Annotated in this window: 21 protein-coding genes; 16 read left to right on the forward strand and 5 right to left on the reverse strand. The window is 72.2% G+C overall.

Going from position 1 to position 20,825, the window contains the following annotated elements; all coding sequences use genetic code 11:
• Positions 1-56: 56 nt before the first annotated feature.
• The 3 genes from ACH4LD_RS19745 to ACH4LD_RS19755 all read left to right on the forward strand — a co-directional run bounded on the left by ACH4LD_RS19745 (position 57) and on the right by ACH4LD_RS19755 (position 3,052).
• The gene (locus ACH4LD_RS19745; RefSeq protein WP_398056287.1) at positions 57-1,769 is read left to right on the forward strand and encodes an FUSC family protein; all 1,713 of its coding nucleotides are present in this window, start codon (positions 57-59) and stop codon (positions 1,767-1,769) included.
• On the forward strand, positions 1,766-2,359 hold the full coding sequence (locus tag ACH4LD_RS19750; protein WP_398056286.1) for a MarR family winged helix-turn-helix transcriptional regulator: 594 nt from the start codon (positions 1,766-1,768) through the stop codon (positions 2,357-2,359). Before ACH4LD_RS19745 ends, ACH4LD_RS19750 begins: the two co-directional genes overlap by 4 nt.
• A 129-nt stretch (positions 2,360-2,488) precedes the next feature.
• Positions 2,489-3,052, forward strand: a complete 564-nt coding sequence (locus tag ACH4LD_RS19755) for a GNAT family N-acetyltransferase (RefSeq protein ID WP_398056285.1) — start codon at positions 2,489-2,491, stop codon at positions 3,050-3,052.
• Positions 3,053-3,055: 3 nt separating this feature from the next.
• On the opposite strand, the gene ACH4LD_RS19760 is transcribed toward ACH4LD_RS19755, so the two are convergent.
• On the reverse strand, positions 3,056-4,369 hold the full coding sequence (locus tag ACH4LD_RS19760) for a cytochrome P450 (protein WP_398056284.1): 1,314 nt from the start codon (positions 4,367-4,369) through the stop codon (positions 3,056-3,058).
• Between the two features lie 548 nt (positions 4,370-4,917).
• On the opposite strand from ACH4LD_RS19760, the gene ACH4LD_RS19765 reads away from it, so the two are divergent.
• Positions 4,918-5,772, forward strand: coding sequence for an N-acetyltransferase (locus tag ACH4LD_RS19765; protein WP_398056283.1), 855 nt, complete (start codon positions 4,918-4,920; stop codon positions 5,770-5,772).
• 29 nt (positions 5,773-5,801) lie between these two features.
• On the opposite strand, the gene ACH4LD_RS19770 is transcribed toward ACH4LD_RS19765, so the two are convergent.
• Entirely contained in the window at positions 5,802-6,194 is a 393-nt protein-coding gene (locus ACH4LD_RS19770; protein WP_398056282.1) for a VOC family protein, read from the reverse strand.
• A gap of 70 nt (positions 6,195-6,264) precedes the next feature.
• On the opposite strand from ACH4LD_RS19770, the gene ACH4LD_RS19775 reads away from it, so the two are divergent.
• The gene (locus ACH4LD_RS19775) at positions 6,265-6,804 is read left to right on the forward strand and encodes a GNAT family N-acetyltransferase (protein WP_398056281.1); all 540 of its coding nucleotides are present in this window, start codon (positions 6,265-6,267) and stop codon (positions 6,802-6,804) included.
• 40 nt (positions 6,805-6,844) lie between these two features.
• Here ACH4LD_RS19775 and ACH4LD_RS19780 read toward each other — a convergent pair whose 3' ends face one another.
• Complete coding sequence (locus ACH4LD_RS19780; RefSeq protein ID WP_103816195.1) at positions 6,845-7,528, reverse strand: glycerophosphodiester phosphodiesterase family protein; 684 nt, start codon at positions 7,526-7,528, stop codon at positions 6,845-6,847.
• A 355-nt stretch (positions 7,529-7,883) separates the two neighbouring features.
• Here ACH4LD_RS19780 and ACH4LD_RS19785 point away from each other — a divergent pair, with 355 nt between their 5' ends.
• The 5 genes from ACH4LD_RS19785 (at position 7,884) to ACH4LD_RS19805 (ending at position 12,356) form a co-directional block, all read left to right on the forward strand.
• Positions 7,884-9,281 (forward strand): DUF6421 family protein, encoded by a 1,398-nt coding sequence (locus ACH4LD_RS19785; protein WP_398056280.1) that lies wholly within the window; start codon positions 7,884-7,886, stop codon positions 9,279-9,281.
• A 38-nt stretch (positions 9,282-9,319) separates the two neighbouring features.
• Complete coding sequence (locus tag ACH4LD_RS19790; RefSeq protein WP_132790852.1) at positions 9,320-10,075, forward strand: SDR family NAD(P)-dependent oxidoreductase; 756 nt, start codon at positions 9,320-9,322, stop codon at positions 10,073-10,075.
• Entirely contained in the window at positions 10,072-11,142 is a 1,071-nt protein-coding gene (locus ACH4LD_RS19795; protein WP_398056279.1) for a threonine aldolase family protein, read from the forward strand. Before ACH4LD_RS19790 ends, ACH4LD_RS19795 begins: the two co-directional genes overlap by 4 nt.
• Positions 11,143-11,233: 91 nt before the next feature.
• The gene (locus ACH4LD_RS19800) at positions 11,234-11,824 is read left to right on the forward strand and encodes a transglutaminase family protein (RefSeq protein WP_398056278.1); all 591 of its coding nucleotides are present in this window, start codon (positions 11,234-11,236) and stop codon (positions 11,822-11,824) included.
• Positions 11,825-11,855: 31 nt separating this feature from the next.
• Positions 11,856-12,356: a hypothetical protein gene (locus ACH4LD_RS19805; RefSeq protein WP_398056277.1), complete on the forward strand. Its 501-nt coding sequence runs from the start codon at positions 11,856-11,858 to the stop codon at positions 12,354-12,356.
• Positions 12,357-12,452: 96 nt separating this feature from the next.
• Here ACH4LD_RS19805 and ACH4LD_RS19810 read toward each other — a convergent pair whose 3' ends face one another.
• Entirely contained in the window at positions 12,453-13,181 is a 729-nt protein-coding gene (locus ACH4LD_RS19810) for a lysophospholipid acyltransferase family protein (protein ID WP_398056276.1), read from the reverse strand.
• Positions 13,182-13,490: 309 nt separating this feature from the next.
• On the opposite strand from ACH4LD_RS19810, the gene ACH4LD_RS19815 reads away from it, so the two are divergent.
• The 5 genes from ACH4LD_RS19815 (at position 13,491) to ACH4LD_RS19835 (ending at position 18,123) form a co-directional block, all read left to right on the forward strand.
• Entirely contained in the window at positions 13,491-13,892 is a 402-nt protein-coding gene (locus ACH4LD_RS19815) for a thioredoxin family protein (protein ID WP_132790862.1), read from the forward strand.
• 208 nt (positions 13,893-14,100) lie between these two features.
• Positions 14,101-14,610 (forward strand): flavin reductase family protein, encoded by a 510-nt coding sequence (locus ACH4LD_RS19820; protein ID WP_398056275.1) that lies wholly within the window; start codon positions 14,101-14,103, stop codon positions 14,608-14,610.
• Between the two features lie 228 nt (positions 14,611-14,838).
• Positions 14,839-15,624 (forward strand): electron transfer flavoprotein subunit beta/FixA family protein, encoded by a 786-nt coding sequence (locus tag ACH4LD_RS19825; protein ID WP_132790863.1) that lies wholly within the window; start codon positions 14,839-14,841, stop codon positions 15,622-15,624.
• Between the two features lie 52 nt (positions 15,625-15,676).
• Positions 15,677-16,639, forward strand: a complete 963-nt coding sequence (locus ACH4LD_RS19830) for an electron transfer flavoprotein subunit alpha/FixB family protein (protein ID WP_132790865.1) — start codon at positions 15,677-15,679, stop codon at positions 16,637-16,639.
• A gap of 185 nt (positions 16,640-16,824) precedes the next feature.
• Positions 16,825-18,123 (forward strand): DUF6986 family protein, encoded by a 1,299-nt coding sequence (locus tag ACH4LD_RS19835; RefSeq protein ID WP_398056274.1) that lies wholly within the window; start codon positions 16,825-16,827, stop codon positions 18,121-18,123.
• Positions 18,124-18,302: 179 nt separating this feature from the next.
• Here the strand turns inward: ACH4LD_RS19835 and ACH4LD_RS19840 are convergent, their stop codons facing one another.
• Positions 18,303-19,352 carry a LacI family DNA-binding transcriptional regulator gene (locus ACH4LD_RS19840; RefSeq protein ID WP_398056273.1) on the reverse strand — a complete coding sequence of 350 codons (1,050 nt, stop codon included), beginning with the start codon at positions 19,350-19,352 and terminating at the stop codon, positions 18,303-18,305.
• Between the two features lie 211 nt (positions 19,353-19,563).
• Between ACH4LD_RS19840 and ACH4LD_RS19845 the strand changes: the two genes are divergently transcribed.
• Complete coding sequence (locus ACH4LD_RS19845; protein ID WP_398056272.1) at positions 19,564-20,517, forward strand: ROK family protein; 954 nt, start codon at positions 19,564-19,566, stop codon at positions 20,515-20,517.
• Positions 20,518-20,825: the final 308 nt, after the last annotated feature.

A 20,825-nucleotide genomic window follows, 5' to 3' on the forward strand; every position in this document is an offset into this window, starting at 1 on the left:
TGACCAGGCCCTCCTTGCAATTGTTTTACTGGTAAAACACATGCTAACTTAATGCTATGAGCAGTGCGACCCCCCACCGTCTTCCCCTCGCCGCGACCCTCCGCCTCGGGCGCCCCTCCGACATCTGGTTCAAGCCCGCGCTGAGCGTGGTGGCCGCGGTCGCCCCGCCCAACCTCACGCTGCTCGCCCTCGGCCGCCTCGACCTTGCGATGTACACGATGGCCGGCTCACTGTGCGCGCTCTATGGCCACAACCGGCCGTACGCCGCCCGGGCCCGTGCCCTCGCCTGGGTCGTGCTCGGCATGGTCGGCGGCCTCGCCGTCTCCCTGCTCGCGGCGGCGCTCACCACGAACGCGGTCGTCCTCGTCACCGTCGGCGCCGTCCTCGCGGCGGTGCAGAAGACCGTGTGCGACGCCACCCGGATCGGGCCGCCCGGCAACGTGGTCCTCACCTTCATCAGCTCCGCCTCGCTGTTCGCGCCGCAGACCCCCGGCCAGGTCCCGGGCCACCTCGGGCTGGCCCTGGCCGCCGGTGCCTGGGCCTGGCTGGTCGGCATGGCACCCGGGCTGCTCCGCCCGCACGGCCCCGAGCGCCGCGCCACCGCCCAGGCCCTGAACGCCGCCGCCGCGTACGCCGACACGCGCGGCACCGCCGACGGACACGCCCGGGCCCGCGCCGCGACCGCCGCCGCGATCCACGCCGCCTGGCAGTCGCTGCTCGCCGCCGGCGCCCGCCCCGACCGCACCCGGCGCGCTCTCGAACAGCTCCTCGTCCGCGCCGAGGTCGCCATGGCCGCGCCCGCCGACACCGACCCCGCCCGGCTGCGCGCCTGGGCCCGCGACCTGCGCGGCACCGGCCGTGTCCCGCGCGTCGAGGCACCGCGCGAGTCGGCCGACGAACTCCTCGGCCTGGCCGCCGAACAGGCCCTGCCGCCCCGCTCGCCGTGGCACCGCCTGGCCCCCCTCGCCCCGCTCGCCGTGCGCACCGCGCTCGGCTGCGCCCTGGCCGGATACGCCGCCCTGGCCCTCGGCGTCGGCCGCCCCTACTGGGCGCTGGTCACCGCGGCCTCGCTCTACCAGGCCAACGTCACCCTCACCTGGAACCGGGGCGTCCAGCGGGTCGTCGGCAACCTCCTCGGCGTCCTCCTCTTCGCCGCGCTCGCCCCGCTCGCCCATCTGCACCCCGCCGTCCTGGTGCTGTGCTGTCTCGCCCTCAACTTCGGCGCCGAGGCGCTGATCGGCCGCAACTACTGGCTGGGCAGCGTCTGCGTCACCCCGATGGCCCTGCTCATCACCGAGTTCGCCCGCTCCCAGGACGCGGCCGAACTGATCACCGACCGGATCGCGGACACCCTCGTCGGCGCCCTGGTCGGCTTCGTCGCCGCCGTCGCCGTCACCAACCGCCGTGCGGGCGACCGCCTGGAGCGCGCGCTGAGCACGGCGGAGCGGGCCCGCGAGCACGCCGCCCGCCTGCTCGCCGAGCCGCACCCCGAGCCCCGCGCGCTGGAGTCCGCCCGCCGGGCCCTCGCCGCCGCCCTGGTCGATCTGCGCGCCACGGCCGACGCAGCCGCCGGCGAGTGGTGGCAGCGCGCCCTGCCCGAGGACCGGGTCGTGCTCACCGAACAGGCCGGACACCGTACGCTCGCGGCGACGGTACGGCGTCAGGGCCTCGTACCGCAGTACCGGGACAGCCACCAGGCCCCGGGCCGTGACCAGGAACGGGACCGGGTCCAGGACCCGGGCAGGACGACGGAGGACATACGGCCATGACGGCGACGAACGGCGGACCGACGCCCGGAAGCGACGCGCCCGGTACCCGGCCCGGGGACGGCACCGACCCCGCGCGCGGCGACACCGTCTCCGCCGTCGTCCGCCAGTGGCGGGCCGTCCACCCCGAGCTGGACACCGGTCCCATGGAGATCATCGGCCGGATCAACCGCTGCGCCGCCCTGCTCCAGCAGGCCGAGGACGCCCCGCTGCGCCGGGCCGGCCTGAACCGCGCCGAGTTCGACCTGCTCGGCGCGCTCCGCCGCACCGGACACGAGCTGACCCCGGGTGAGCTGGCCCGGGAGACCTTCTCCTCCGGAGCCGCCGTCACCAAGCGGATCAAGCAGCTCACCGAGCGCGGCCTGGTCGAACGGCGCGGCGACACCCGCGACCGCCGCGTGGCCCACGTCCGCCTCACCGACACCGGCCGTGACCTGGTCGACGGCATCCTCCCCGAGCAACTCGCCTACGAGACGGCCGTACTGTCCGTCCTCGCCCCGGCGGGACAGGGCGAACTCGCGGCCCTCCTCGCCGAGTTGCTCAGCCGCCTGGAGGGCCGGATGAGCGGCCTGCGGGTCAGTACGCCCGGCTAGTACGTCGGCGGCGCCGCGGACGGCGGGCCGGGGCCGGAGACCACCGGTGGTGGGACCGGGGACGGTGGGCCGCGCCTGTCCCGGCGTGCCCCTCGGCCCGCCGCGCACCGCGACGTGTTCCAATCGGGCATGGCATCGTCCTGGACCGGCGAACGGGTACGCCTGCGTGCCGTCGAGCCCGACGACTGGACAGCGTTCGCGCGCTTCGCCGACGACGGGTGGCGCGCGGGCCGGCTGGAGCTACCCCGGTCCGCCGAGAGCTACCGCGCCTGGGCCAGGGAACAAGCCGTCGCCGAGGACGAGGGCGACCGCTTCCGGCTGGCAGTCGAGACGACGGCGGGGAAGGAGCTGGTCGGCACGGTCGCCTCGCAGCGCACCGGGCGTCACTCGGGCTGGTTCGAATTCGATGTCATGATCGGCGCCGAGCACCGGCGCAGGGGCTACGCCGCGGAAGCCCTGACGCTGCTGCTGCGCTTCATGTTCGCCGAGCGTCGCTATCACAAGTGCCTGGGAGCGATCTTCGCCCACAACGAGGCGTCGCTGGCACTCACCCGTCGGCTCGGCTTCACCGAGGAGGGACGCCTGCGGGAACACGTCTTCTTCGCCGGCCGGCACCACGACCTCGTCATGATGGGCCTGCTCGCGGGCGAGTTCGAGCAGCGGCACACGACGAGCCGGACGAACCGACCGTGACGGTCACCGGGAACGGGACGGTACCCGGTCTCGCGGGGTGGCACGCAGGTGCAGGCCGGCGGTCGCGAGACCTTCGAAGGTGGTGACCTGGTAGCCGGGTTCCGGTCCGGGCGGCTCGCTCAGGCGGAGGCAGCGGGCCGTGTGCGCGGTCAGGAGCGTCAGCATCGCCATCGCCAGGGCGGCTCCCTCGCAGCCGTGCGGCCCGGTGCCGAAGGAGAGGAAGGTCCCGGGGTCCGCCGGCGAGCCCGGCTCGTCCAGCCAGCGCTCGGGCCGGAACGCGTCCGGCTCGGGGTGTTCCCGTGCGTCCCGGTGCGCGGTGTAGGGGCACACGAGGACGGTGGACCCGGCGTCGATGGTGTAGTCGGCGAGCTGCGTCTGCCGAGCGGTCTGCCGGGTCAGCAGCCAGCTCGGGGGGTGCAGCCGGAGCACCTCGCGTACCAGTGCCTGGGTGTATCGCAGGTCGTCGAGGTGGGCGCTGGTCGTCGCGGCCGGGTCCGCGGGCAGCGCGTCGGCTTCCGCCGCGACGCGGTCCGCCGCCCGCGGGTGCCGGGCCAGGCGGAGCAGGATCCATCCGGCCGCCCGGGTGGGTGCCTCGAAGGTGGCGACCGTGATTCCGGGGAGGGTGTCGAGAACGGCCTCGTCCGGTAGTGGGCCGTAGCGGGCGGACGGCTGGAGCATCTGCCCGAGCACGTCGTCGCCGAGCCGGCCCGATGAACGGCGCCGGCGGACGATGGGCCGCAAAGCCTCGGTGAAGGCGGCCTGCTGCCGTGTGCGGAACCGCCGTGCCGGTGTGGGCACCCACCGCGGCCATTCCCAGCGGGAGGGGCGGGCGAGCGCTTCCCGGGCCAGGAAGAGCTGTGCGGCGAAGGGCAGCAGGGTCGGAGCATCCTCGGAGAAGAGGTAGCGTACGCCGATCTCAGCCAGGGCGTGCCGGGCCGCGGGCAGGACCTCGACGTCCCGGCCCGTGGGCCACTGGTCGGCGAAGAGTGCGGCTCCGGGCGCGATCTCACCGACCCGGGCCGCCACCGCCTGCGCGCGCAGTCCGCGCATCCGGGCGGCGTGGGCGTGCGCACGCTCCTCAGCCGTAGGTGCTCGATTCGACCCCTTCAACGGCGGGAAGAGGGGCGATGGCGCCTTGGGGAAGTCCTCCGCGCTGCGCAGCACCGCTTCGCACGGTGCGGCCGTGGCGGCTACGTAGACACCCGGCTCAAGCTGCCAGACGTCTCCGCACTCCTCGGCGCCACGGCGTGCCACGGCCAGCCGGTCACGGCTCCAGGCTGCGAAGCCCGCTCCGGGCAACCGCGGGGGCTCGTTCATCCGGCTCATGAGATCGTCCCCGACCTTCGAACCTGTCCAGGCCGATGTCGTCTCCAGCGTGACTCAGAGCCGACGGGCGCCCGGGGCGCCCGCCGGGAGTCCCGTCAGTCGCCGGCGTACGCGTCCCACTCGTGGGCGCCGTACGCGCCGTAGTGGCGGGTGAAGGACAGCTTGCCGAGCAGCTTGGCGATCATGATGCGCTCCTCTCGCCGGTCTGAGCCCTGCCGGCCGAGGGTTCCGATGAACCCGCCAGCAGCAGATGCCAGATACACCATTTTCCCATACATGCCCTATATGTCATATCCGGCGCATCGGCCGCATGACCGAGCCCGACCCGCGCACGGGGCGGGCACCCGGCATTCCGGCGCTCGGCCTTCGGTGAACCCTGTCCGGCGGCCCCCCGCCGGGCGCACCGTGCGGCGCACGAGCCGGAGAACGCCGGTCCGTCCCGCCCGCACCGGCGTAGCATCTGCGGCGTACCGCACCGCACGGCGGCCCTCCCGATCCGTCCCTTCCGCCGCGACGACCGCGACCAGCTCACCGACCTGGTGAACGCCCACGTGGCCGCCGTCGTGCCCGGCGTCTCCGTCTCCGTGAACACCGTGCTCAGCTCGCTGGAACGGGAGCCCGTGGAGTTCGTGACCGATCCGTGGGTGAGCGAGCGGATCACGCTCGTCGCCGAGGAGCGCGGGCACGTCGTCGCGGCGGCCCACCTGAAGCGGTACCGCGCCGACGACGAGGAGGTCGGCCCGCACCACCGCGACTCCGGCGAGATCGACTGGTTCCTCTGGCATCCGCCCGCCTCCTTCCGGCCGGGCACCGAGCAGGCGGCCGACCTGCTGATGAGCGCGTGTCTGGCCTGCCTGTCCCGCTGGCGGGTCCGGGTCCGGCGCGCCTCCGGAGACCTGCCCGCCCCGGCCGTGTACGGCCTGCCCCGGCCCTGGCCGCACGTCCGGGCCCTCTACGAACGCTCCGGATTCCGCCACACCGGGGTCACCGAGGTGGTCCTCCTCGCCCGAACCGCCGACCTGCCCGGGCAGAGCCGTGCCCCGGGGTCACGGTGGAGCGCACGGTGGGGGAGTGCGGCACCCGTTTCACCGCCCGCACGGACGCGGGCATCGTCGGCTTCGTCGAGACCGACACCTCCCTTGTCCGCCCCGAACGGCACGCGCGCGGCCGGCCTGGCCGACATCGGCGACCTGCGCGTCGAAGCCGCCCACCGGGGGCGGGGCTGGGAGCGCCGGCTGCTGGGCCACGCCGCCGACTGGCTGCGGCTGTGCGGAACGGACCGGGTGCCGGCCTACGAGCCCGCTGAGGACACGGCCGCGATCGAACGCCTCCTCGACGCCGGCTTCCACGAACTGACCCGGACGGACCGCGGCTGGGAACACCACCCGTGCTGACCGGACCCGCCCCGTACCCGTCGGCCGCCCTAGATCCCCGGCCGGTACCGCAGTGGATGGTCCGACGGGACCTCCACCAGGACGATCGGGGTGCCGTCCGGGTCGGCGATCCACATCTCGACCAGGCCCCACGGCTCCCGCACCGGAGGCCGGACGATCTCGACGCCCCGCGCCCGCAGATCCTCGGCCGCGGCCTTCACGTCCTCGACCTGCAACCACAGCCGCACCGCGGGCGAGGGCGGGCCCTCGGACCGGCCGGACACCTCCAGGAACCCGCCGCCGAGGAAATAGACCGTGCCGCGCTCGGGGCCGGTACCGAACTCGCGGTAGACGGACAGCCCCAGCTGCTCGCCGTAGAAGGCCCGGGAGCGCTCGGGGTCGGTGGGCCGGAGCAGGGTCCGGCTGCTGAGTACATGCACCATGCGGGGGGAGCCTAGCGCCAGGGTTACCCTCGTCCATGGCTCAGCCACGCCCGAGATCGGAGACCGCACCATGGACACCCTCGCCACCGGACTCACCTTCCGGGATGCCACCGACGCCGACGTCGACGCCCTCGTCGCGCTGATCGAGTCGGCGTACCGCGGGGACAGCAGCCGGGCCGGGTGGACCACCGAGGCGGACCTCCTGGAGGGGCAGCGGACCGACCCGCAGGGCGTGCTGGAGGTGATCAAGGCCCCCGACAGCCGGCTGCTGACCGTCGAGCGGGACGGCCGTGTCGTCGCCTGCTGCCAGCTGGAACACCGTGGCGACCACGCCTACTTCGGCATGTTCGCGGTCAGCCCCGCCCTCCAGGGCGCGGGCCTCGGCAAGACCGTCATGGCGGAGGCGGAGCGCCTGGCGCGGGAGACCTGGGGCGTCACCGAGATGCAGATGACGGTGATCGCCCAGCGGGAGGACCTGATCGCCTGGTACGAGCGCCGCGGCTACCGCCGTACGGGCCGGACGCAGCCCTTCCCGTACGGCGACGAGCGTTTCGGGGTCCCGCAGCGCGCCGACCTGCGGTTCGAGCTGCTGGTCAAGCCGCTGGTGTGACGTCACGGCGGGCGTCCGGGCCGGTGCCCGGACGCCCGGGTCACGCGGTGAAGCGGCCCGTGCGTTTGATCTCCGGATAGTCGGTCGTCGCCCCGTCCAGCTCCAGGGCGCGGACCAGCCGTAGCTGGTCCTGCGTGTTGACCACCCAGCCGATGATCCGCAGCCCGGACGCGCGCGCGTGCTCGACGATCTCCAGGGTGAGCCGGCGGATGTTCAGACACACCGTGGCGGCACCCACGGCGACGGCGCGGTCCACCACGTCGGTGCCGTACCGGCTCGCGACGAGCGCGGTGCGCACGCCCGGCACCAGCCGCGCGATCTCGGCGACCGCCTCGTCGTGGAACGAGGACACCTCGATCCGCGCGGTCAGGTCACGCGCGCGCATCACCTCGGCCAGTGCCCGCGCCGCCGCGACGTCCTTGATCTCGGCCTGCAACGGCGCGTCCACCGCCTCCAGGACCTCCTCGAACACCGGCACCCGCTCGCCGCGGCCCGCGTCCAGGGCGCGGAGCTCCGCGAGGGTCTTCTCGGCGATCGGCCCCGAGCCGTCGGTCGTACGGTCCACCTCGGCGTCGTGCATGACGACCAGGGCGCCGTCCTTGCTGAGATGCAGATCGAGTTCGATCAGGTCCAGGCCGGCCTGCTGCGCGGCGACGAAGGAACGAAGGGTGTTCTCGGGCTCGACGCCCATGACACCGCGGTGTCCGATGGTAAGGAAGTTCAAGGTTCAACTCGCTTCCGTCGACGGCGGCTCGGCGACGCGCGGACCGACGGCCCCCGTACCGGACGTCGTCGTCCACGCGGCAGGCTCGCAGCCTAATGGCCGGGTCGCGCGTTGAACCCGTGGCTGCGCCGGGCATCCGGCACCCGGACGGCCGCCCGCCGGCCGGTACCCATCGGATCATGACCAACCCGGGCTCGCACGTTGTCGCCGAAGTGAGCGTCGTCACGGTTTACGACAGGAAAAACATCGGTGACCAAGGGGGTGGACAGAATAATTTCCCGATCCTGCTCTTGCTGAGAGAAACCGGGTATGCATACGGTGTCCATACGCGAGGTTCTCCTGTGGAGGATGGGACATGACGGAAATTCTTGTGCAGTCGGGCGCGGAGGATCAGGTTTCTCCGCTGACCAGGGTGGTGGAGCACCCGGCCTGGCCCGTGCTCAAGGATGCCGTGGAGCAGATCCGGCCATGGCAGTCGAAGGACGGTTCGATCGACTTCGACGCCGAGGGCGCCCCGCAGCGGGCCGACGCCCTGGCGGCCGTGGAGGGTGTCGCCGGCGCGGTGGAGCAGCTCTCCCCGCTCCTGCCGCACGACGCCGCCTACCACCAGGCGCTGGTGAAGGACCTCCGCCGCTGGGCCGAGGGCGGCTTCCAGGTACCGGACTTCCTGGACTCCCTGCTGGCCTTCAACCCGGCCGCGAACCGCGCCGACGGCCTGCAGCACCTGGTCGTCTTCCCGATGTACACGCAGAACGGCAACCCCGACCGCAATTTGGAGGCGGTCGTGCTGCGCATGGTCTGGCCGGACTGGCTGGCCGAGCTGGAGCGCACCCGCTACGACAACCCGCTCTTCTGCGGCATCACGTTCGAGGACTTCACCTCGGGCTACGACACCAACTCCGCCGTCCTCTTCCCGGAGACGATCGCCGTACGCGAGGCGCCGGAACGTTTCTCCTGGGGTGGCATCTTCTGCGACCGCGAGGCCGCCCGCTTCCGCCGCGTGACCGAGGCCGCCGTCGACCTCCTGGGCCTGGAGCTGCCCGAGGACATCGCCGCGATGGTCCACGACCAGAAGCGCTGCGAAGAGGCCTTCGTGCTCTGGGACATGGTCCACGACCGCACCCACAGCCACGGCGACCTGCCGTTCGACCCGTTCATGATCAAGCAGCGCCAGCCGTTCTGGATGTACGGCCTGGAGGAGCTGCGCTGTGACCTCACCGCCTTCAAGGAGGCCGTGAAGCTCCAGGCCGACGGCGTCCCGCAGGCCCGTGACGTGCAGTACGCGGTCCTCTTCGACCGGATGTTCCGCTTTCCGGTCACCGGCGACCGCAACCGCAACTACGACGGCCTCGGCGGTCAGCTGCTCTTCGCCTACCTGCACAAGCACGACGTCGTCCGCTGGACCGACAACAAGCTCTCCATCGACTGGGAGCGTGCCCCGCAGGTGACCAACCAGCTGTGCGCCGAGATAGAGAAGCTCTACCGGGACGGCATCGACCGCCCGAAGCTGGTGCACTGGTTCGCCGGCTACGAGCTGGTCTCCACCTACCTCGCCCCGCACCCCGGCTCCAAGTGGGCCAAGGGTCCGGACGCCCTGGACCTGACCCAGCCCCCGCGCAAGCTCGTGGACGACGTGCTTCCGGACGAGTTTCCGCTGAGCATGTTCTATGAGGCGCTGTCCAAGAAGCTGAAGAATGTGATCGCCTCCACCAAGGGCATCACGGCGGACACCGCCGAGCGGATCGCCGCGTGAGCGACCGCGTCCAGGACACTGCTTCAGAGGGGAAGAACATGAGGAACGGCGCGAACGGGCCTCTCAGCGGTGCGGTGATCGCGGTGGCCGGCGCGGGCGGACCCGCCGGCCGCGCGGCCCTGCTGCGCCTGGCCGAGGCCGGGGCGACCGTCGTCGGGGCGGACAACGACCCGCAGCGGCTCTCGGAGGCCGTCGACGCGGCCCGGTACGCCTCCGGTGGCGCGGCCGTCACCGGTGACACGGTGGACCTGCTCGACCTGCAGTCCACCCGGGACTGGGCCGCACACATCGAGAAGGACTTCGGCCGGGTCGACGGGCTCGTGCACCTGGTCGGCGGCTGGCGCGGCAGCGAGACGTTCACCAAGACCAGTCTGGACGACTGGGACTTGCTGGAGCTGCTGCTCGTCAAGACCGTGCAGCACACCTCCCTCGCCTTCCACGAGGCGCTGCAGCGCAGCGAGCGCGGCCGGTACGTGCTGATCAGCGCGGCCGGCGCGTCGAAGCCGACCGCCGGCAACGCCGCGTACTCCGCGGCCAAGGCAGCGGCCGAGGCGTGGACGCTGGCCCTGGCCGACTACTTCCGCAAGGCGGGCGGCGCCGAGGGGCCGACGTCCGCGGCTACCATCCTGGTGGTGAAGGCGCTGGTGCACGACGCGATGCGCGCCGACCGCCCCAACGCGAAGTTCGCGGGCTTCACGGACGTCAAGGACCTGGCCGAGGCCATCGCAGACGTCTGGAACAAGCCCGCCGCGGAAGTGAACGGAACCCGTCTGTGGCTGACCGAGAAGCCGTGAACCCTCCGAAGACCGACGCGCGTCGCCACCACGACCCGCAGGTCCGCGGTTTCGCCAGTGACAACTACGCGGGCGCCCACCCGGAGGTGCTGGCCGCCCTGGCCCTGGCCAACGGCGGCCACCAGGTGGCGTACGGCGAGGACGACTACACCGAGAACCTCCAGCGGATCATCCGGAGCCACTTCGGGGCCACCGCGGAGGCCTTCCCGGTCTTCAACGGCACCGGCGCGAACGTCGTCGCGCTCCAGGCGGTCACCGACCGCTGGGGCGCGGTGATCTGCGCCGAGAGCGCGCACATCAACGTCGACGAGGGCGGTGCCCCCGAGCGCATGGGCGGGCTCAAGCTGCTCACCGTGCCGACGCCGGACGGCAAGCTCACGCCCGAGCTGATCGACCGGCAGGCCTGGGGCTGGGAGGACGAGCACCGGGCGATGCCCCAGGTCGTGTCGATCACCCAGAGCACCGAGCTGGGCACCCTCTACACGCCCGAGGAGATCCGCGCGATCTGCGAGCACGCCCACGCCCGCGGCATGAAGGTGCACCTGGACGGCTCCCGGATAGCCAACGCCGCCGCCTCCCTGAACGTGCCCATGCGGACGTTCACCAACGCGGTCGGCGTCGACATCCTCTCCCTGGGCGGGACGAAGAACGGCGCCCTGTTCGGCGAGGCGGTCGTCGTCCTCGACCAGGACGCGGTGCGGCAGATGAAGCACCTGCGGAAGATGTCGATGCAGCTGGCCTCGAAGATGCGCTTCGTCTCCGTGCAGTTGGAGGCCCTCCTCGCCAAGGACCTGTGGCTGCGCAACGCCCGGCACGCCAACGAGATGGCCCAGCGGCTCGCCGAGGGCGTCCGCGCGGTGCACGGCGTGGAGATCCTCTACCCGGTGCAGGCCAACGGTGTCTTCGCCAAGCTGCCGCACGACGTGAGCGAGCGGCTCCAGAAGCGGTTCCGGTTCTACTTCTGGGACGAGGGCGCCGGGGTGGTGCGCTGGATGTGCTCCTTCGACACCACGGAGGACGACGTCGACATGTTCGTGGCGGCGCTGAAGGAGGAGATGGCGCGCTAAGGGCCGACGCCACCCGCAGACTCTGCATAGGTATGCGATCACTCGAAAAATCATTGACGCTCGGGTGATCGCGTTCCTATGCTCTGCGGGCATGGAGCTCATCCAGGACACCGCTGATCTGTCCGCCTACTTGGCCGCCGACGACGCCATCGACCACCATCATCCGGTGGTCCGGCAGACCGCCGCCCGTCTGGCGGCGGACGTCGCCGACTCGTATGACTATGCACGGGTTGCCTATGAATACGTCCGGGACGTCATCCCGCACTCCCAGGACTCCGGTGACCTCCGCGTCACCTGGCGCGCCTCCGACGTGCTGGCCCTCGGTACGGGCATCTGCTACGCGAAGTCCCACGCCCTGGCCGCCCTGTTGCGGGCCGAGGACATCCCGGCCGCCCTGTGCTACCAGCGGCTGGCGGACGACGAGGGCGGGCACGCGGTCCACGGCCTGGTCGCCGTCCGCTTCCGCGGTGCCTGGCACCGGCAGGACCCGCGCGGCAACAAACCGGGCGTCGACGCACAGTTCTCGCTGGACGGCGAGCGGCTGGCCTGGATCCCGGACCCCTCGTCCGACGAGCTGGACTATCCGGTCCTGTACGCCGCACCGCACCCGGCCGTCCTCACCGCCCTGCGGGCCGCACCCGACCGGCCGTACCTGTGGAAGACGCTCCCCAGCGCCCTCTGAGGCGGAACGGTCGTGAGGTGTGCCGAGGAGGATGAACGTGTCCGGTGAGCGGCTCGACCCGGAGTGGGTGCGCGGCTGGTGCGAGCGGGCTTCTGCGGAGCTCAAGGCTCTGACGTCGTCGTTTCAGAAGACGCACGGTTTCCCACCTGGCGAGAACGTCGTCGTCCTCGCGACGGACGAGAGCCACGCGGCGACGGGTGCACTAGTGGACCTGACGCCGGTCCCCTCTGACCTGACCACCCTGTACTGGGTGATCCAGGAAGTCTCCTTGCCTGATGTCGAGCACGGATACTTCGTCCACCCGGCCTCCACGGTTGCCGAGCACTTCCGTGCGTACGGATCCGTCCAGGCCGACGACGAGCCACCTGCCCTCGTGTTCGCCGGCGATGGTGGCGGCCATCTGTTCGCGGTGGCGGGCAGTGGACGAGTCTGGAGGTCGACCACGGCTTCCTGGTCCGACGAGTTCGAGGTCGCCGCGGTATCGATCCAGGAGTTCCTCGAACAGTTGTGGCGGTCCATGCTCCACGGGTAGGCGCGGCGCGCCGTGAACCGACGGCCGGATTGAGCTGGCGCTCCGTTCGCCGAGCCCCCGGCCGGGACCCCGTTTCGTCAGCCCGCGTCGGAGGCCTCAGTGGGCCTGGACCGTGCGCAGTTCCTCGGTCGTCGGTGCCGTGCCACCCAGGTGGGAGGGGAGCCACCAGGTGTCGTCCGGGCCCTTGGGGCGGCCCGGGTACGCGCGCTGGGCGGCGTCCAGGAGTTCCTGGACGCGTTCGCGCAGGCGGCGGGTGATCGCGCCGGCGTACTGGTCGCGCGGTGCCTCCACCGGGTCGCCGACGCGGATGGTGACGGGCAGGTGGTTGCGCTTGAAGTTGCGGGGATGGCCCTTCGTCCACAGCCGCTGCGTGCCCCACACCGCCATCGGGACCAGCGGGACGCCCGCCTCCTGGGCCAGCCTGGCCGCGCCCGACTTGAAGCTCTTGAGCGTGAAGGACTGCGAGATGGTCGCCTCCGGGAACACCCCGATGACCTCACCGGAGCGCAGCGAGTCCAGCGCGTGCTCGTACGCCGCCTCGCCCTGTGCGCGGTCCACCGGGATGTGCTTCATGCTCCGCATCAGCGGCCCGGAGACCTTGTGCCGGAAGACCGACTCCTTCGCCATGAACCGCACCAGACGCTTCTGCGGCAGTGCGGCCAGGCCGTTGAAGATGAAGTCCAGGTAGCTGATGTGATTGCTCACCAGAACCGCGCCGCCCGCGCGCGGGATGTTCTCCGAACCCTTGCAGTCGATCTTCAGATCCCAGACCTTGAACATCGTCTTGGCGAAACCGATGACGGGACGGTAGACCAGCTCTGCCATGGGCGGGGTGGACCCTTTCTGCTCTGCTCGGGAAAGGGGCTCCCGGCGGGAAAGTTACGCAGCCGTAGGTTTACGGCGTCTCGCAGATCGTGCCCGAAGAACGGACGGGGAGCCAGTCCTGGTGCCCCGCGGCGGCGAGATCCTCGTCACGTCGGCCTACATCCCACCGTGGATGCTCATGTCCCTTTACTCCACTCGTGTCCTCGTTCCCCGGGGAGGCGGGAACATGCCGGACGGTGACGCAGCCGTCGGGTCCGGCACGGTCCGGGAATCTTCGCGGTCGCGGGAACGCTTCTACGTGAATGACCGGTGGTGTGCCGGACGGTGCCCGCTTCGGCGGGCGCCCAGGGAGAGCCGCACGAGCGGCGGAAGGGGAGAACGCGGGTGCGCGGGCACGACGACGGCAGGCGGCTCGGTGCGGCGGAGCTCGGCGGCGAACTGGGGGAGCGGGCCACGCTCGTGCAGTTCTCCAGCGCCTTCTGCGCGCCCTGCCGGGCCACCCGGCGCGTCCTCGCCGAGGTCGCCGGAATGGTCCCGGGTGTGACCCACGTCGAGGTCGACGCCGAGGCCCACCTGGACCTCGTACGCGAACTGGAAATTCTCAAGACGCCCACCGTCCTGGTCCTCGACGCCGGTGGGCGGGTGGTGCGGCGCGCCACCGGACAGCCACGCAAGGCCGACGTCATCGCCGCGCTCGGGGAGGCCGTATGAGCCGGTGTCAGGGAACGGTGGGACATCTTCCGGATCCCGGAACCAGCTTGACTGCACACGCCACCTATCGTCAGCCTGACCGTATGCCGACCGAACTCCTTCTCTACGGCCGGGTCCACGTCGACCTGGCCCGCACCGCGAGCGCGCGCTGTCCGGGCCGTTGAGCTGCCACGGACCCATGCCCCGACTCTCGCAGAAGGACAGTTCCATGACGGCCACGCCCGACCTCGGCACCGCTCAGCTCGCCTCCCCCGACCTGCTGCGCTCCACCTTCCGCCGGCACGCCGCCGGTGTGGCGGTGATCACCGCACGTGGCGCCTCCGGCCCGGTCGGCTTCACCGCCACCTCCCTCACCTCCGTCTCCGCCGACCCGCCCCTGGTCTCCTTCGGCATCGGCACCGGCGCCTCCAGCTGGCCCGCGGTCGCCGAGGCCGACCACGTCGGCGTGCACATACTCGGCGAGCACCAGAGCGAACTGGCCACCACCTTCGCCCGCAGCGGCGCCGACCGCTTCGGCGCGCCCACCGTCTGGCGGGAGGGCCCGGAAGGCGTGCCCGTGCTGGACGACGTGCTCGCCTGGCTGGTGTGCCGGATCGTCGGGCGGGTCCCGGCCGGTGATCACCGGATCGTGCTCGCCGAGGTGGTCCTCGGCGACCCCTCGGGCGCCGGCCGCCCGCTCCTCTACCACCAGGGCCGCTTCAGCGGTCTGCGGGATTGATCACCTTCTGATCGCCCCCGCCCCCTCCTGCGGAGCCGTCGAGTTCCGGTTACGCTGCGTTGCGAAGGTCACAGTTCAAAGCGCTTGCTTAGCGGGCATTCACTAGGTGTACTGGCGAGTAATATTTCGTTCGGAGCGCGCGGACGCCCCGACCGGGATCGGCCGCTTGAGGCGCCTATGCTGCCTGCAAGAGGCAGCCCGAAATGACGATGCAGTAGGAGAGCCGGCGTGAGCTTGAGGATCGTTGTCACTGTGAAGTACGTGCCCGACGCCACTGGCGACCGGCACTTCGCCGATGACCTGACCGTCGACCGCGACGACGTGGACGGTCTGCTCTCCGAGCTGGACGAGTACGCGGTCGAACAGGCCCTCCAGATCGCGGAGAACGCGGACGACGCCGAGGTCACCGTCCTGACGGTCGGCCCCGAGGACGCCAAGGACGCGCTCCGCAAGGCCCTCTCGATGGGTGCCGACAAGGCCATCCACGTCGAGGACGACGACCTGCACGGCACCGACGCCATCGGCACCTCCCTGGTCCTGGCCAAGGCCATCGAGAAGGCCGGCTACGACCTGGTCATCTCCGGCATGGCCTCCACCGACGGCACCATGGGTGTCGTCCCGGCGCTGGTCGCCGAGCGCCTCGGCGTCCCGCAGGTCACCCTGCTGTCCGAGGTCTCCGTCGAGGACGGCACGGTCAAGGGCCGCCGCGACGGCGACGCCGCCTCGGAGCAGCTGGAGGCATCCCTCCCGGCGGTCGTCTCCGTGACCGACCAGTCCGGCGAGGCCCGCTACCCGTCCTTCAAGGGCATCATGGCGGCCAAGAAGAAGCCGGTGGAGTCCTGGGACCTGTCCGACCTCGACATCGAGGCCGAGGAGGTCGGCCTGGACGGCGCGTACACCAAGGTCGAGACCGCGACCGAGCGTCCGGCGCGCACGGCCGGCACCATCGTCAAGGACGAGGGCGAGGGCGGCAAGCAGCTCGCTGAGTTCCTCGCGAGCCAGAAGTTCATCTGAGGCTCGCCCCCGCTGACCGCCCCTCAACTTCGTTTCGCAGGAGAGCAATCCCATGGCTGAAGTCCTCGTCTACGTCGACCACGTGGACGGTGCCGTCCGCAAGCCCACCCTGGAGCTGCTGACCCTGGCCCGCCGCCTCGGCGAGCCCGTCGCCGTCGCGCTGGGCAACGGCGCCGCCGACACCGCCGCCACGCTCGCCGAGCACGGCGCGGTGAAGGTGCTCACCCACGACGCGTCCGAGTACGCCGAGTACCTGGTCGTGCCGAAGGTGGACGCCCTGCAGGCCGCCCACGAGGCCGTCTCCCCGGCCGCCGTGCTGGTCCCGTCCTCCGCCGAGGGCAAGGAGATCGCCGCCCGCCTGGCGCTGCGCATCGGCTCCGGCATCATCACCGACGCCGTCGACCTGGAGGCCGGCGACGAGGGCCCCGTGGCCACCCAGTCGGTGTTCGCCGCGTCCTTCACCACCAAGTCCCGCGTCATCAAGGGCACCCCGGTCATCACGGTCAAGCCGAACTCGGCCGCCGTCGAGGCCGCCCCGGCCGCGGGCGCGGTCGAGGCCCTGTCCGTGACCTTCTCGGACAAGGCGACCGGCACGAAGGTCACCGGCCGTACGCCGCGCGAGTCGACGGGCCGCCCGGAGCTGACCGAGGCCGCGATCGTGGTCTCCGGTGGCCGCGGTGTGAACGGCGCCGAGAACTTCTCGATCATCGAGGCCCTCGCCGACCAGCTCGGCGCGGCCGTCGGTGCCTCGCGTGCCGCCGTCGACGCCGGCTGGTACCCGCACACCAACCAGGTGGGCCAGACCGGCAAGTCGGTCTCGCCGCAGCTCTACATCGCCAACGGCATCTCCGGTGCGATCCAGCACCGCGCCGGTATGCAGACCTCGAAGACCATCGTGGCCGTCAACAAGGACGCCGAGGCCCCGATCTTCGAGCTGGTCGACTTCGGTGTGGTCGGCGACCTGTTCGACGTCGTCCCGCAGCTCACCGAGGAGATCAAGACCCGCAAGGGCTGAGTCTCCCAGGGCGCGCCCGAGGCCCCGGTGACCGATCCGGTCACCGGGGCCTCGGTGCATCCTGGTGCCGGGCGGGCAGGCGCGGTGGCCAGGGTCCGGACGGGGTGTTGACCAGGGAGAACCACCCGGATAACTTCATTCTACGGATTGTTGATTCCGTAGAGCGGAAACTTGGAGGGTGTGGGATGGGTCAGCAGGAGAAGGTGGCGACGAGCCTCGCGGGTGCCGTCAGCGAGGAGATCAGCGCCTCCCTCGCACCGGTCGACGCGGAGCTGGAGCGCCGCTACCCCGGGGACCCGGGCACCCGGCAGCCCGTCCACACCGTGTACGTCCCCGGGGACGCCTTCACCGCCGGCACCCTTCGCTCCTGGGGCGACCAGGCGCTCGCCCTGCTCGACGAACACGCCCCGGACGCCGCCTCCTTCGCGGCGGTCCTCGGCCTGTCCGACGAACTGGCCGAGCCGGTCCACTCCCGCGTCCGCGCCAAGCTGGAGCGCGAGCCCGTCGAGGACCTGCGCGTCGACTTCGAGGACGGCTACGGCCCCCGGCCCGACGCCGAGGAGGACGAGACGGCCGCCCGCGCGGCGCGTCTGATCGCCGAGGCGTACGCGAACGGCACGGCGGCGCCGTACATGGGCATCCGCATGAAGTGCATGGAGGCCGCCGTACGCGACCGGGGCATCCGCACCCTCGACGTCTTCCTCACCGGCCTGATGGAGGCCGGCGGCCTGCCCGAGGGTCTGGTCCTCACCCTGCCCAAGGTCACGTACCCCGAGCAGGTCGGCGCCTTCGTCCGGCTCCTGGAGGCCTTCGAGAAGGCGCACGGCCTGGACGCCGGACGCCTGGGCTTCGAGATCCAGATCGAGACCAGCCAGGCCATCCTCGCCACCGACGGCACCGCCACCGTCGCCCGCATGATCCAGGCCGCCGAGGGCCGCGCCACCGGGCTGCACTACGGCACCTTCGACTACAGTGCCTGCCTCGGCGTCTCCGCCGCCCACCAGGCCAGCGACCACCCGGCCGCCGACCACGCAAAGGCGGTCATGCAGGTCGCCGCGGCCGGCACCGGCGTCCGGGTGTCCGACGGCTCCACCAACGTCCTCCCCGTCGGCCCGACCGCCAAGGTCCACGACGCCTGGCGCCTGCACTACGGCCTCACCCGCCGCGCCCTCGCCCGCGCCTACTACCAGGGCTGGGACATGCACCCCGGTCACCTGCCCACCCGCTACGCGGCCGTCTTCGCCTTCTACCGCGAGGGGTTCGAGCAGGCGGCGGCCCGCCTCGCCCGGTACGCCAACCGGGCCGGCGGCGACGTCATGGACGAGCCCGCCACCGCCAAGGCCCTCAGCGGCTACCTGCTGCGCGGCCTCGACTGCGGCGCCCTCGACCTCGCCGAGGTCGCCGGCCTCACCGGCCTGACCCGCACCGACCTGGAGGGCTTCGCCTCCCCCCGTCGCGGCGACCTGACGGCGTCCGCGCAGTAGCGAGGGCACGGCCCTTGAGAGGAGGGGCTGCGGCGACCGGACTGCTCCTCCCGGGCGACGGTGGAGGCGGCGGCACATGACCGCCGGCTCCGGGGTGGCGAGGGCAGCACCGTCGGCGTCGCCGGCGTGCGGGGATCGACCCTGGACGTACGGCCGCGGGGCCCGCCGCCGGTACGCCCTCAGACCGCCGGCGGCAGCTCGCCCGAGCCGCGGGTGATCAGGCGGGTCGGCAGTTCGATGCGTTCGGGGGCGAGGAGGGTGCCGTCGAGCTGGCGGAAGAGGCGTTCGGCAGCGGTGCGGCCGAGGGCCGCCGCGTCCTGGGCGACGACCGTGACGCCGGGCTGGAGCAGATCGGCGAGCTCGATGTCGTCGAAGCCGACGAGCGCGACCGGGCGGGACTGCTCGGCGAGGACCCGGATCACGGTGACCGTCACCCGGTTGTTGCCGGCGAAGACCGCGGTGACCGGGTCGGTGCCGGACAGCATCACCTCCGCCGCCCGGCGCACCCGCTCCGGGTTCGTCGCGCCGAGGGACATCCAGCCCTCCTCGACGGCTATGCCCGCGTCCTCCATGGCCGCCCGGTAGCCGCGCAGCCGCTCGGCCGCGGTGTGGATGCGGGGCATGTCGCCGATGAACCCGATCCGGCGGTGGCCGTGCGCGATGAGGTGGGCGACACCGTCGCGGGCGCCGCCGTAGTTGTCCGACAGCACGACGTCCGCGTCGATCCGCCCGGCCGGACGGTCCACGAACACGGTCGCGACACCCGCCCTGATCTCCGGCTCCAGATAGCGGTGGTCGTCACCGGCCGGGATCACCACCAGACCGTCCACCCGGCGCGCGCACAGCGCCAGCGCCAGCTCCTGCTCGCGCTCGGGGTCCTCGGCGCTGGAGCCGTTGATCAGCAGGGCGCCGTGTGCGCGGGCCACCTCCTCGACCGCGCGGCTGAGCGGGCCGTAGAACGGGTCCGCGAGATCCTCCAGCACCAACCCGATGCTCGCCGTCCGGCCCTTGCGCAGCACCCGGGCGCTGTCGTTGCGACGGAAGCCGAGCGCCTCGATCGCCTCCTGCACCCGGCGCTCGGTGTCCGGGGTGACCCCCGGCTCACCGTTGACCACCCGGGAGACCGTCTTCAGTCCGACCCCGGCGCGCGCCGCCACGTCCTTCATCGTCGGGCGGTTGCCGTACCGGTTTCCGGGAAGGCGGTCTGCGCGGCGGGTGGTCTCGGGCACGATGCGTCTGTCCTGTCTCTCGTCCGACTCGTCCACGGGGGTGGTGCGCGAACCGTGGGCTTGTATGAGGATGTGGCGTCGAGCATAGAGCCTGGACAACGTTGTCAGATGCGCGAGAGACTGTCCATCGCTGTCTCCGGCCTGCGCCCCCACCGCCTGACCGGCCTGCCTCTCTTTGGTTTTCAAGCTTGAACGGGGAGATCTGACTCTTATGCACACCGACCTCGTGGCGGCCCTGGACATCGGCGGCACCAAGATCGCCGGCGCGCTGGTGGACGGCGGCGGCCGGATCCTGGCCCGGGCCCAGCGCGCCACGCCGGCCCAGCAGGACGGCGAAACGGTCATGCGGGCCGTGACGGACGTGCTCGGCGACCTCGCCGTGTCCCCCCTGTGGGAGCGCGCGGCCTCGGTCGGCATCGGCAGTGCCGGGCCGGTCGACGCCTCCGCGGGCACCGTGAGCCCGGTGAACGTGCCGGGCTGGCGCGACTTCCCGCTGGTGGACCGGGTGCGTACGGTCACCGGGGGCCTGCCGGTGGAGCTGATCGGCGACGGTGTCGCGATCACCGCGGCCGAGCACTGGCAGGGCGCCGCGCGCGGCCATGACAACGCGCTGTGCATGGTCGTCTCGACGGGTGTCGGCGGTGGCCTGGTGCTGGGCGGACGCCTGCATCCCGGTCCGACCGGCAACGCCGGGCACATCGGTCACATCAGCGTCGACCTGGACGGCGATCCCTGTCCGTGCGGCTCACGGGGCTGCGTGGAGCGGATCGCCAGCGGTCCGAACATCGCCCGCCGGGCCCTGGAGAACGGCTGGAGCCCCGGGCCCGACGGTGACACCTCGGCCGCCGCGGTGGCCGCCGCCGCCCGTGCGGGCGACCCGGTGGCCGTGGCCTCCTTCGAGCGGGCGGCGCAGGCGCTCGCCGCCGGCATCGCGGCCACCGCGACCCTGGTCGAGATCGACATCGCGGTGGTCGGCGGGGGCGTCGGGAAGGCGGGCGACGTCCTGTTCACGCCCCTGCGCAAGGCCCTCACCGACTACGCGACCCTGTCCTTCGTACGGCACCTCACCGTCGTGCCCGCGCAGATGGGCACCGACGCGGGTCTGGTCGGCGCGGCCGCGGCAGCCCTGATCCGCACCCCGGACGCGACGGCGGCGAGCCGCTAGGGTTCGCCGGTTCCGGCGGCGGGGCGGGCCAGGGGCCGCTGGACCGGGTGGGCGACCAGCGAGCCCCCGGGCCCAGCTCCCGGCGAAGCGCTGGGTCCGGCTCCGGGCGCAATTCCGGCCCCGGCTCCTGGCGGAGTCCCGGGCGGGGTGCCGGAACCACCCGCCGGCGGAGCCCCTGGCCCAGCTCCCAGCGGAGCCTGGGTCGCAGCTCCGCGCGGAATCCCGGGCCCAACTCCTGGGCGGAACCCCGGCCCCAGCTCCCGGCGGAGCCCCCGGCCCAGCTCCCGGCCCAGCCCCGGGCGGGACCC

Source organism: Streptomyces sp. NPDC017676 (assembly GCF_044329325.1).
Classification (GTDB): Bacteria; Actinomycetota; Actinomycetes; order Streptomycetales; family Streptomycetaceae; genus Streptomyces.